The organism is Streptococcus oralis (assembly GCF_015561235.1).
Taxonomy (GTDB): Bacteria; Bacillota; Bacilli; order Lactobacillales; family Streptococcaceae; genus Streptococcus; species Streptococcus oralis_BK.
This window is the reverse complement of the sequence record NZ_JADMTC010000001.1, coordinates 484,685-497,377: the sequence shown is the minus strand read 5'-3', so window position 1 is coordinate 497,377 and position 12,693 is coordinate 484,685. Positions and strand designations below refer to the sequence as shown.

The 12,693-nt window shown below is 40.3% G+C and carries 8 protein-coding genes, 1 tRNA gene, 1 pseudogene and 1 riboswitch; of the genes and pseudogenes, 3 read left to right on the top strand and 7 right to left on the bottom strand.

What is annotated here, in order from left to right:
• Window positions 1–17: 17 nt before the first annotated feature.
• From I2H52_RS02575 to I2H52_RS02565, 3 genes are all read right to left on the bottom strand, one after another.
• Window positions 18–1,094: an aspartate-semialdehyde dehydrogenase gene (locus I2H52_RS02575; protein WP_045617067.1), complete on the bottom strand. Its 1,077-nt coding sequence runs from the start codon at window positions 1,092–1,094 to the stop codon at window positions 18–20.
• Window positions 1,095–1,449: 355 nt separating this feature from the next.
• Window positions 1,450–1,522 (bottom strand) — tRNA-Thr (locus I2H52_RS02570).
• A 105-nt stretch (window positions 1,523–1,627) separates the two neighbouring features.
• On the bottom strand, window positions 1,628–2,137 hold the full coding sequence (locus I2H52_RS02565) for a QueT transporter family protein (RefSeq protein ID WP_000737309.1): 510 nt from the start codon (window positions 2,135–2,137) through the stop codon (window positions 1,628–1,630).
• Window positions 2,135–2,231, bottom strand: a riboswitch (PreQ1 riboswitch). It overlaps the preceding gene by 3 nt.
• Window positions 2,232–2,259: 28 nt before the next feature.
• Here I2H52_RS02565 and I2H52_RS02560 point away from each other — a divergent pair.
• Both I2H52_RS02560 and mscL read left to right on the top strand, forming a co-directional pair.
• Window positions 2,260–2,706 carry a GtrA family protein gene (locus I2H52_RS02560; protein ID WP_045617969.1) on the top strand — a complete coding sequence of 149 codons (447 nt, stop codon included), beginning with the start codon at window positions 2,260–2,262 and terminating at the stop codon, window positions 2,704–2,706.
• A 70-nt stretch (window positions 2,707–2,776) separates the two neighbouring features.
• Complete coding sequence (mscL, locus tag I2H52_RS02555) at window positions 2,777–3,157, top strand: large conductance mechanosensitive channel protein MscL (protein ID WP_195594055.1); 381 nt, start codon at window positions 2,777–2,779, stop codon at window positions 3,155–3,157.
• 41 nt (window positions 3,158–3,198) lie between these two features.
• Here the strand turns inward: mscL and hemH are convergent.
• Window positions 3,199–4,272, bottom strand: a pseudogene (gene hemH / locus I2H52_RS02550) (ferrochelatase).
• Between the two features lie 82 nt (window positions 4,273–4,354).
• Here hemH and pepT point away from each other — a divergent pair.
• Window positions 4,355–5,578: a peptidase T gene (gene pepT / locus I2H52_RS02545; protein WP_045617064.1), complete on the top strand. Its 1,224-nt coding sequence runs from the start codon at window positions 4,355–4,357 to the stop codon at window positions 5,576–5,578.
• A gap of 36 nt (window positions 5,579–5,614) precedes the next feature.
• Here pepT and I2H52_RS02540 read toward each other — a convergent pair whose 3' ends face one another.
• The 3 genes from I2H52_RS02540 to I2H52_RS02530 form a co-directional block, all read right to left on the bottom strand.
• The gene (locus I2H52_RS02540) at window positions 5,615–9,034 is read right to left on the bottom strand and encodes a pneumococcal-type histidine triad protein (RefSeq protein WP_195594052.1); all 3,420 of its coding nucleotides are present in this window, start codon (window positions 9,032–9,034) and stop codon (window positions 5,615–5,617) included.
• Window positions 9,035–9,041: 7 nt separating this feature from the next.
• Window positions 9,042–9,959, bottom strand: a complete 918-nt coding sequence (locus tag I2H52_RS02535; protein WP_195594049.1) for a metal ABC transporter solute-binding protein, Zn/Mn family — start codon at window positions 9,957–9,959, stop codon at window positions 9,042–9,044.
• 195 nt (window positions 9,960–10,154) lie between these two features.
• Window positions 10,155–12,692, bottom strand: coding sequence for a pneumococcal-type histidine triad protein (locus I2H52_RS02530; protein ID WP_195594046.1), 2,538 nt, complete (start codon window positions 12,690–12,692; stop codon window positions 10,155–10,157).
• Between the last annotated feature and the right edge of the window lies 1 nt (window position 12,693).

Here is a 12,693-nt window from a genome sequence, read left to right as displayed (position 1 = left end):
ACTCCTAAACGATATGACTATTTTAATTCAAATTTCAATTCAGCTGTTGGACGAACCAATCCACGTTCGTGAAGCGTTTCTGCAATCTGAACTGAGTTCCAAGCAGCACCTTTAAGAAGGTTGTCTGAAACAACCCACATGTGGATTCCTTTTTCAGCGTCCAAGTCTTTACGGATACGACCAACAAAAGTATCACGCGAACCCACTGCATTGACAGCTTGAGGATAGATTTGGTGCGCTACATCATCTTCAAGAACTGCACCCGGGAAGGCTGCGATAGCTGCTTTCACTTCTTCGATTGGAGCCACTTCTTTTGTTTCGATATAAACAGATTCAGAGTGAGCTGACAAGACAGGAATACGCACACATGTTGCAGATACTGCGATGCTATCATCTTCCATGATTTTCTTCGTTTCCTTGGTCATCTTCATCTCTTCGTAAGTGTAATCATTGTCAGTAAAGACATCGATTTGTGGAAGAGCGTTAAAGGCGATAGGATAGTGTTTCTTATCACCACCTGAAGGCAAAATTTCCGCATGCAAATCACGTGGATTCACACCGTCATTCAAGACTTCACGAAGTTCACGTTGTGTTTCAAGAATCGCACCCATACCAGCACCAGAGACTGCTTGGTAAGTTGAAACGATGATACGGTCCAAGCCCCATTTTTGACGAACAGGTTCAAGAGCCACCATCATTTGGATTGTTGAACAGTTAGGGCAGGCAATGATTCCGTTGTGGGCATCAAGTGCGTGAGCATTTACTTCTGGAACAACCAAAGGAACATCTGGATTTTGACGGAAATAAGATGTGTTATCTACTACTACCGCTCCAGCTTGAACTGCGTATGGTGCATACTTAGCTGATGTCGAACCACCTGCTGAGAAGAGTGCAATATCAACACCCTCAAAAGCGGTCTCAGTAGTTTCTTCAATCGTAATATCTTGGTCTTTAAATTTCAAAGTCTTGCCTGCTGAACGTGCAGAAGCAAGGTAACGGATTTTATCGATTGGAAGTGTAGATTCTTCCAACATTTTTATCATCTGAGCTCCGACAGCACCTGTCGCGCCGACTACAGCAACTGTATATCCCATAAATAACCTCTTTCGGAATTTTCTAAAAATTTCTATAATAGATGTATTATACTACTTTTTCAAGAAATTGAAAAGCATTTTTAGACTATATTTTCTGAAAACTAAAAATCCCTAGTCATTGACCAGGGACTAAGAGGCATCTTCATGTGATGAGCAGGTTCACACAACTCATCAAGGTCCGCTCCTGCGTTATGACCTCCTTATGCTCAATAGCAGTCCGAAGACTACCTATCGACTCATCGCAACTACTATTCTACTAGATAGAGTCACTTTTGTCAACAGACAAAACTCTTTGCTTCATTTATACAGGTAGATAAGAAAAGCCTTGGTCTCCCAAGGTCATTTGTTTCTATCATGCTAATTGCCGGGATTGAACCGGCGACCTCATCCTTACCATGGATGCGCTCTGCCAACTGAGCTAAATCAGCTTACCTAAAAAGTATACTATAGTTCCTAGTTCTTGTCAAGCGCTCTCTTTTAATTTTATGGAATGAAAAAAGCTAGATTTAGCAAGAATCTAGCTTATAAACTTCTTATCTTGTTAGATCGATTCGGCGCCCTAATTTTCCGATTAAAATAGCACCTACGATAAGTGATGCAAACTCACCAATTCCCGTAGAGAACCATGTAAAGAAGAATGGAGCTTCTGCAACAATATAGAGTTCTGCTGCAATGGTAATCATTGAAATAGAGAAGAGAATTGAAAAGAAGAAATGATCTTTTCGAATCAAACCATTGAACAGATAGTCTTTCTTGTACTTGCTAAAGAGCCATACACCTAGACTTAGGAAAACTAGGGTAGAGCCCCCTCCGACAAAGACATCTATTGGACCAAAGCTAAAGAAATTTGCAATCATACAACCAATCGTCACACCGATGATATATTTTGGATTGTAAAAGGCCAAGAAATTCATCATCTCTGAAATACGGAACTGGTAGGCGCCGTAGCTAATGGCATTCAGTGGTGGGGTAATGGTCAAAACCACATAAATAGCAGCGACAATAGCGATATCTGCCATATCACGAACAGTTAATTTTTTCATGTTTTCTCCTTTAGCGGTTTCCCGCGTAAAATATGCTTGGTGAAAGAAGTTAAGCACCAAGGGTTGAGATTATCAACCTTACTAGTATAGCACAATATATGACATTATGCTATACTAAAACCATGAAAAGAATAATAAAGGCATTCTTCGATAACGAAATTCTCTCCTATCTATTTTTCGGTGCTGCTACTACTTTGGTTTCTATTTTATCGCGCTTGGTTATTTACCACATCAGCCACCAGGAAATCCTGGCAACCGTACTCGCAAATTTTATCGGGATTCTCTTTGCCTTTCTCACAAATGATACAATCGTCTTTAAACAAGAGAGAAGGAATTGGTCAACTCGGCTGGCTAAGTTTTTCTTAGCTCGTCTCTCTACACTTGGACTGGACGTTCTTTTAACTTATATCTTCGTTACAACCTTTCCTGATCTTATTGGTCAGTTTGTCGAATATAATATAGATAGGGTTAATACGGTTGAAACTATCTTAGCACAAATCTTGATTATTGTGCTTAATTATATTTTCAGTAAAATCTATATTTTTAAAAGGAGTAACCGACTTCCTTAAGCATCCAGGTTGCTTTTTGTCACAATTTAGGATATAATTAGTTAGAAAATTAGAAAAGGAAATTATGAAAATGTTAAAGGACCTAAAAGAATTCTTGCTTCGCGGTAATGTTGTTGACCTTGCTGTCGGTGTAATCATCGCCTCTGCATTTGGTGCTATCGTAACTTCACTCGTTAACGATATCATCACTCCACTTATCTTGAATCCAGCCTTGGAAGCTGCGAAAGTACAAAACATCGCTGAGCTTGCATGGAATGGTGTTACATATGGTAAATTCTTGAGTGCTATTATCAACTTTCTCGTTGTAGGTACTGTGCTTTTCTTCGTTATTAAAGCTATGGAAAAAGCGCAAAACCTTCGTAAGAAAGAGGAAGTGGTTGAGGAAGCATCTGCTGCTCCAACTGAACTTGAAGTTCTTCAAGAAATCAAAGCTCTTCTTGAAAAAAAATAAGACAAATAAAGGATCTAGCTTAAAGCTAAATCCTTTTTTCTTTACTCTTTTGGTAACTTCCCAGCCTTTTCTAGCATTTTCTTAATTAAGTACGGCATCTTCACATTTTCACGGCCTTTTTTCTCAATGAGTTTTTTGACAAATTCTGGCATCTGAAGGTCGTCTGTCTCCTCCATAATGTCCTTGGTAGTTGCTGAAGGCGCTAACTCATCAAAGGTTTCTTCTTCTGGGAGAAAAGCTTTAAATTCTTTGTCTTCATTGGCTCTTACAGTAGCGACTAAAGCGTCAATTAAACGGCTATCCGTATTGGGCATAGGTGGACGATGGTAGGTGACACCTATTTCTTGACACAAATCATAACATTCCACATCATTATCAAACAAGACTTCGATGTGCTCACTGATAAAGCTAATCGGGACAAAAATATAATGCTCTGGATGTTGCTTTTGATCTCGTAAATATTCTAAGACATCTGGCTTGATCCAAGGGATTCCAATATCGCTTTCGCTCTGCCAAGTATTGGTATACTGGTCTGTCATTAGGCCAAGTTGTTCAGCAATTAGCTTGCTATTATCGAAAATCTGATCGATATATGGATCTCCATAGACCAAGGCAAAAATGGGAACGCTATGGGCTGAAAAGATTACCTTGAAGGATTCTTCTCCCACCTCATTTCGTAAAATTTTTCTAATCTCATCTGTCCAAAAGTCCAGCAAAGGCTGTTGTTGATACCAGTCCTTAATAACTAAAAATCGGATCTGCTGGCTTTCCAGAAACTTTTCATACCCCATGACTGAGTAAAAAGAATAATGAGGTTCCAAAATCAAGCAGATACATTCTTCAACACCATCAGTTTCCATCTGCTTGATCACGTCTGGAATAAAGGGACGAGAAAATTTGTTGGCAAAGTAGATACCGTACTCCTCCCCTAAACGTTCTTTGACTAAATTGACCTCCTCACGTGTAATCCGCTGCAAAGGCGTCCCACCGATACGAACATAGTTGTCATAGAGAGTCTGGATTTCGTGGTCTCGAAGTCTCACTCCACGACGAATATTTGTGAAAAAACAGCCACACCTTCAAAAGTAATCTCTTTCTGGCGAACCGAAAGTCATCGTATATTCCCCTAACTTCTGGCTTTTGTTTTTCTCTTCTTTCTATGATACAATGGAAAAAATGAATTCAAAAGGAGTTTTTATGACTTATCCGAACCTTTTAGAGCGATTTTTGACCTACGTTAAGGTCAATACGCGTTCTGATGAACACTCTACTACTACTCCAAGTACGCAAAGCCAGGTAGATTTTGCGATCAACGTTCTTATTCCCGAAATGAAACGTGTCGGTCTGCAAAATGTTTACTACCTTCCAAATGGTTTTGCTATTGGGACCTTACCAGCAAACGATCCAAGCTTGACACGCAAGATTGGCTTCATCTCCCACATGGACACAGCTGACTTTAATGCTGAGGGAGTTAATCCGCAAGTTATCGAAAACTATGATGGTGGAGTTATCGACTTAGGTACTTCTGGTTTTAAACTAGATCCTGCTGACTTCAAGAGTCTTGAAAAATATCTAGGTCAAACACTTATCACAACTGACGGCACGACCTTGCTGGGCGCTGATGACAAATCAGGTATTGCTGAGATTATGACAGCCATCGAGTATCTGTCTTCTCACCCAGAAATCAAGCATTGTGAAATTCGTGTCGGTTTTGGCCCCGATGAAGAAATCGGTGTTGGAGCTAACAAGTTTGATGCTGAAGACTTTGATGTTGACTTTGCTTATACTGTTGATGGTGGTCCGCTAGGTGAGCTTCAATACGAGACTTTCTCAGCAGCTGCTGCTGAACTCCATTTCCAAGGACGTAATGTCCACCCTGGTACTGCCAAAGGACAGATGGTCAATGCCCTTCAGCTGGCGATTGATTTTCATAATCAACTTCCTGAGAATGACCGGCCAGAATTGACAGGTGGTTATCAAGGTTTCTATCATCTCATGGATGTGTCAGGTAGTGTCGAGGAGGCGCGTGCAAGCTATATCATTCGCGACTTTGAAAAGGATTCCTTTGAAGCTCGTAAGGAAGCTATGCAGGATATTGCTGATAAGATGAATCAAGAGCTTGGTAGTAATCGTGTTACCTTAAACTTGACTGACCAGTACTACAATATGAAAGAAGTCATCGAGAAAGACATGACACCCGTTACCATTGCTAAAGCCGTTATGGAAGATCTTGGAATCACGCCAATCATTGAACCGATTCGTGGTGGAACAGATGGCTCTAAGATTTCCTTTATGGGAATCCCGACTCCAAATATCTTTGCGGGTGGTGAAAACATGCATGGACGTTTTGAATACGTGAGTCTTCAAACCATGGAGCGTGCAGTAGATACTATCATTGGAATTGTATCTTATAAAGACTAAAAAGGACGAGGTAGCTTTGCTACTTCGCCTCTTTATTTATTGAGCTGGTTTTTCTTGATTTCCAGTACTTGTTACAGATTCGTTTGTTTCCTTTTCTGAAGTTGATACAGCAGGTTTAGAATCTCTTGTGTTGCCTGGTTTGCTTTCGTCGCTTGCAGTATAACTGTTAGATTCAGATGCCACTGGTGCTTCGGCTGCTGTACCTGCAATTGGTTGATTCTCTGCACTTGTGCTATTAGCATTCGATTCAGCTTTTGTTGTTGGAGTTGCTTCTTCACTTGCGTTAGCTTTTGACTTGATTTCTTGATTCAAGACCAGAATAGCTTTTGTCAATTCAAGTAAAGCAGCTTTATCTTTACTCTTAGCAGAAAGTTGATCTAGTAGAGCATCCACCTTATCAAAGTCCTCATCAGAACCCTTATTGTTTTCTAAATAAGAGTGAAGTGACATAAGAATATCGTAGAGTTTTTGATAGAGTACAAGTGTCTGAGGATCTTGCTCAGCATTTTCCTTTTCTTGTTGAAGAGCGCTAGCGATACGAGTCAAGACATCTTTTACCTGACTGTTTACTTCATCTAAGTCTGCATCAGTCTTGTTTGTGGCAGCTTTGAGATTTTCTACTTCTTCTGCCAAGGATTGTCTGATTCCTTCTTCTTGGATTTGTTTCAAGAGTTGATTTGCCTTGCTCAAAAGACTTTCTACTTCTTCCTTGCTAACATGATTGACATGTTCTTCAGGCATAAAGTCTCCGTACAATTCTTTCAAGAAGCCATAAATAGCTGTCTTGGCAGTTTGATTATCAACTTTTTCAGTATCTAGAACTGTTTTCGTTGATTTAGCAGTAGTTGGCTGAGCTTTCAAAGCTTCTTCCACTTCTTGTTTTGCTTGATAGATGCTTGGGAATAATTTGTTCAATTCCGCTGCCTTTAGGAAGGATTGAGATTGATACAAGGTCCAAGTCAACTGAGCTACTTTGTTTCGAAGTTCATCACTCAAACGACCGTCATTTACGTGTTCATAGAAATACTTGATGTATTCCACTGTTGTAACACCTGTTCGATCATTAAAGTCTTGAAGAGCTTGAAGTTGTGATTCAACCGCTACTAAAGCAGCCTCATCTTTAGCCAATTTTGCTTCTTGAAGTCGAACGAGAAGGTCTTTCTTAGGAAGGCCATAAGAGTCTGTATCCAGTGTATTGATTTTATCAATCAAGGCTTGGTATTTCTTATCTAGAGCGCTTGTTTCAACAGGTTTAACACTTTCATCAATATGGATATATTGCTTATCAAAGAGATCCAGTGTTGCAAGATAACCTGCAGTAGAGTTAGTTGCCAGCTTCTTCATGTTTTCAGTAAACTGACCTAAAGCTAACTCAATCTGTATTTGTTCGATAGGCTTGTCTTTGTAGATACTTCTGCTATCAGCTAGAAGTTGATCTACTTTCGCCAAGACTGCCTTCTCATCAAAAGCTCCAGGTTGGTAGTTAGATTGGAGGGCTGGAATCTTGTTTTTCAGAGCCACTTCATATCCCTTAGTTTGAACCTTGATGTAGTGATTGTGGTCGCCATGAGGAATCACAAAACTACCATTTTCTACCTGCAAGCTATAAGGAGACACACCATCTCGCAAAGCAGTTGTATAAAGTTCATTTAGGAAATCAAGTTCTGGATTTCCAGTTTGAAGAGGAATCCGAACGTGTTCTTTACGAACAGCATATGGATGGATATGAGTCGGATCATAGGCTTGGTCTGGATTTCCAAAGACAAAGAATCCGTTTGAAATTCTAATAGCTTCAAGTGGAACTCCATAGGTCTTAGAAATATAAGCAATCTTTTCTTCATCGCTAGCATCTCTTGAGAAAGACTCTACCGTTTTAGCAAGAGGTTTTACAGGTTCAGCATCATGATGGTTTTTCAAATGGTCTTGCGCGGCCTTAATTTGCTCTGCTGTCAAGTCCTTCTTGAAGAAGTAATGATTGTGGTCACCGTGACTCATGACAAAACCTTGCTCATCCTCACTAATAACACGATTGGCATCAAAATCATGACCATGTTCTTCATGGTGATGACCATGGGCATCTTCATCATGATCATCATCGTCATCATGTGCTGGACTTGGTGTTACTGGCGTTTTACCTCTCAAATGATCTTGAGCCGCCTTGATTTGTTCTGGTGTCAAATCCTTCTTAAAGAAGTAATGATTGTGGTTACCATGTGACATGACAAAGCCTACCGCATCTTCACTGATAATTCGATTTGCATCAAAACCATGACCATGTTCTTCATGGTGATGACCATGGGCATCTTCATCATGATCATCATCGTCATCATGTGCTGGACTTGGTGTTACTGGCGTTTTACCTCTCAAATGATCTTGAGCTGCCTTGATTTGTTCTGGTGTCAAATCCTTCTTAAAGAAGTAATGATGGTGGTCGCCATGGGGCATGACAAAACCTTCTGAATCTTCACTTATAATTCGATTGGCATCAAAACCATGACCATCTTCTTCCTCATGGTAGGCATGTGAGGTCTCATTACTTGATCCAGTATTAGAAGGATTTCCTAACTCTACCGTATCAGATTGTGATGTAGGATTGTTTAGAGATGACTTAGGAATATAATGATAGTGGTCCCCATGTCTTACTATATAAGCATCACCTGTATCTCTGACAATATCATTAGGGTTAAAGACATAACCATCATCTGCTGCGGTAACACCATTATTCGGTGTCACTGACAAAGGTTGACTGAGAGCTGTAGTATTCCCTGATAAATATGCTTTTGCGGCCGCTAATTCACCTGCCGACAAGTCACTCTTAGGAATGAAATGATAGTGACCACCATGTGGTACTATATAACCATCACCTGTGTCTTTAATGATATCTGAAGCGTTAAAGACATAACCGTCATCAGTAGTATAACGCCCCTGTAATTTAGCTACTGATACTTCTGCACTAGTCCCTTTATCTTCTTTACCGTGTTCTTGTTTTTGACGGTTGATTTCATCCTTAGTTCGAACATTATCGGCATGAGCTGCATCTTTCAGGTAGACATAATATTTTCCATCTACCTTGATGATATAACCACCCTTGACTTCATTGACGATATCTCCATCCTTAAGTTGGTAGTTTGGATCCTTCATCAAGAGTTCTTCACTAAAGAGGGCATCATAAGGAACTTTCCCGTTATAGTAATGATAGTGATCACCATGTGACGTCACATAGCCCTGATCTGTAATTTTTATTACAATTTGCTCAGCCAGAATTCCTTCTTTCTGGCTAACCTGATCCGGTGTCTGAGTCTCTGTTTTTTGAGAGTCTTGTTTACCCTCAACATAAGATACACGATTTGTATCTTTTTTGTCTTCTATCTGGTGTTGGTTCAGTGCATAGATGCAAAGACTTAGGGAAAGGACTAAAGCCGATCCCGCCGCAAGATACTTTTTCTTAATTTTCATAATCTCCTCATTTCAATTCTTCTGCAAGAACATTTATATTTTCTTCTAGATTTTCTAGGTAAGTTTTGTCATTTTCGGGGTCTGCTTCCAAAGGATTCAGTGTTTTCAGACTAACTCCTGTTGATTTGACCAAGGTCTCAGCGACTTTAGAAGAAGCATTGCTCTCGGTAAAGATGGTTTTGACCTTATAGGTTTTGACAAATTCTTGGATTTCTGTCAACTGTCTTGGACTCGGCTCTTGTTCAGGAGAGATACCAGCAATTCCAAGTTGTTTCAATCCAAAACGTTTAGCCAGGTAAGAAAAGGCTGTGTGTTGCGTAACAAAAGTCTTTTGACTCGCTTTTTCAAAAATAGTCTGGTATTTCTTGCTTAATTCTTGAGCTTTAGCGATAAAGTTTTTGGCATTCTTTTGATAAGTTTCCTTATTGGCACTATCAAGCTCCGAAAGTTTATTCGCAATAATCTGCGCTTCTTCACCTGCTTTTTCAGGATCTAACCAAGTGTGCGGGTCGTAAAGTGTTTTTTCATCAATCCCATCACCAGCTTCTACATCTTCCAAACCTGGTACACGGTCCAAGGCCATTCCTTCAGAAGCTTCTAAAACTTTTACTTTTGATTTTTTCAAGTTAGGGTCTAGACTTCCCGCCCAAGACTCCAGTGTATGCGAGTGGTAGATAAAGACATCAGCGTTATAAATAGCAGCAATGTCATTAGCTGACGGTTCAAAGGAGTGAATCCCACTACTTGACTGAATCATCCGTACATCATTCAAGTCCCCTGATACCTCTTTTACCATGGCGTAGATAGGGTAAAAACTTGTGACAATCTTCATCCCTTTTGCTTCTTGTTTTTCTTTTTGACCACATGCTCCTAAGACAAGAGCCAATAAACTGGCCATCAAGAATAGGATCGTTCTTTTTTTCATCATTACTCCTTAACTAGTATTTAACCATTTAATTAACTAGTAAATAGTTTATCTTTATTTACACTATATGTCAAGATATTTTACATATTTTCATGAAAAAAATGAGAACTAGAACTTACATTCTGTTCTCATTTTCGATTTTAACTTTTCTAGTTCTCCTATCCTGTTTTTAGGAGTTAGAAAATGTTGTTACAACTACTTACTCTCCCTTAACAAAGCCAATAATTTTTCAGCTTCTGCCATAATAGTATTGTTGTCCTGGGAGCCAAATAGCAGGTTATTTTTTAAGCCAGTGAGAGTTTCTTTGGCATTGGACTTGATAATGGGGTCTTGGATCTTTGCAAGTAGCTCTTCAGCCTCTCTCAACTTCGCTTCAACCTTTTCAGTCTCGACCTGAGGTTCTTCTGGTTCCTCTGGTGACTCTTCTTCCGGCTCCTCAGTTGGTTTTGGAGATTCTGGTTTCTCACTTTGAGGTTTCTCTTCGCGAGGTTTTTCTTCCTCAGGTTTTTCTGTACGAGGTTTCTCCTCTGATGGTTTTTCCGTTTGATTGGTATCAGCTTGACCATTTTGGTTTCTTTGAACATGGTCACTTGCATTGCCCCAACCACTATCTGAATGCGGACGTTCGTTTGGATGTTCGACATAGTACTTGACAGTCGCAAAGAGATCTTCTAGACTATACCCCTTAGGTGCCTCATAAAGTCCTTCGTCAAACCACTCAAATTTTATGTTATGGTAATGATCATAATGAGGAATGATTAAACTACCGTTTTTAACTTCCACGGTATGTTGGAGATTGTAAGGCATACGATCAAGCGGCACCTTCTTAGCTGCTTTCACGCGGTTGTAGATAGCTTCTGCTCCTTTAGCCTCCGTATTTCCTGGATTCTGATGGTCTGTTGAAGGAGGAGTCAAACCTTTCTCTTTAGCATAAGCCTGGGCTGCCGCTCTTTCGGCTTCAGACAAACTATCTTTCTTAATCCAATGACTATGGGTCATATGTGGAGCTACATAGGCATCCCCCTCATCACTGGTGATATCACGAGGATCAAAGATATAGCCATCTTCTGTTGTATACTTGCCTGCCAACTTGGCTACCTGAATCTCATCATCAGTGTAGGCAATTTGCGCATTTGGTTTTCCTAAACGTTCTGGATGACGAATCGGTGCTAGAAAGGCCAAGATATCATCCACCAACTTGACTTTATCACTGCTTTCATCATTTAAACGTTCCAACAGTTTATCCAAAGCGTCAAAATCAGCTTGGCGCCCTTTATTATCAAGTAAGTCCTGATGAATTCTTGCTAGTAAATCATAAGCCTTATTGTAAAATCCTCGATCATCAGATGGGAGATTGGTTTTCTTAGCTCCGAGTTTATGAGACAAACTTTCTTGCTTGGCTAGTTTACTATCAATTGCTGCTGCTGTTTCTGCTGAAAGCTTCTTGGCAGGAATATAACGTGAGGTTCCATTCTCCTCAAAGACATAGCCGTCAGCTACTTTTCGAATAGCCTGTTTAACTAATTTTTCGTCAATTGGATTGCTTGGAGTTGGTTGAGGAGTTGGTGCAGGTTGCGGGCTTGGACTAGGTTCCGGAGTCGGTTGTGGACTTGGTTGTTCTGGTCTTGAATCCGGCACCCTATGGTTCGAACTGTACTGTAGAGGAATAATACGAGCGATTCGTTCTTCCAATTCAGACATCTGTGAATAAGGGATGAAATGGTAATGGTTCCCATGAGGCACAGCAACTCCTCTAGCTGTTCGACTTGTAATCTGTGCTGGGTCGAAGACAAGACCATCAGATTCTACGTGTCGTTGGCTGAGCGGCAAGGCGTAAAGTTGTTTCAGAAGGCTATCAATATCCTCATCACTCTGACTTGCTTGGTTATCGTCGCTACTGTTGTTAGCTGTGTTCGTGTTCGTATAGCTGTTGCCTTGATTATTATAGGATGGAGTCCATCTATCTACATCGTAACTAGCACTGTTGTTATTGGTACGGCGATAAGTAGGCGTATTTGATTGGCCACTTCTACCAGATAGAAAGGCTTCTGCTGCAGCCAATTCGCTGGCTGATAACTCGCTCTTGAGAATGTAATGGTAATGGTCGCCATGAGGAACGATATAAGCATCACCAGTATCTTCAATGATATCAGAGGCATTAAAGATGTAACCATCATCTGTGGTGTAGCGTCCTTGTGAACGTGCCAAGGCTACCACACCATCATTTGCTGAAGTTCCTCCTTCACGATGCTGACTATGCTCTTGTTTTTGTCGATTGATTTCTTCTTTTGTACGGACATTATCCGCATGGGCTGCATCCTTAAGGTAGACATAGTATTTCCCATCTACCTTGATGACATAACCACCCTTGATTTCACTGACAATATCTTCGTCTTTTAGTGTATAGTTTGGATCCTTCATCAGCAACTCTTCACTGATGATAGCGTCATAAGGAACCTTACCATTGTAATAATGATAGTGGTCGCCGTGTGAAGTGACATATCCCTGGTCTGTTATCTTGATGACGATTTGCTCTGCATTGATCCCTTCACGTTTACTAACCTCATCAGGAGTCAAATTCTCCGTTTTCTGCGTCGCTTGTTTTCCATCTATATAGGAAACACGATTATTTTCCTTAACCGTTCTTGCTTGATACAGTCCCAATTCGTAAGAACAAACACTTAAAATCAAAGCTGCCGCAGAACCAGCAAGGTATTTCTTATTAATTTTCATC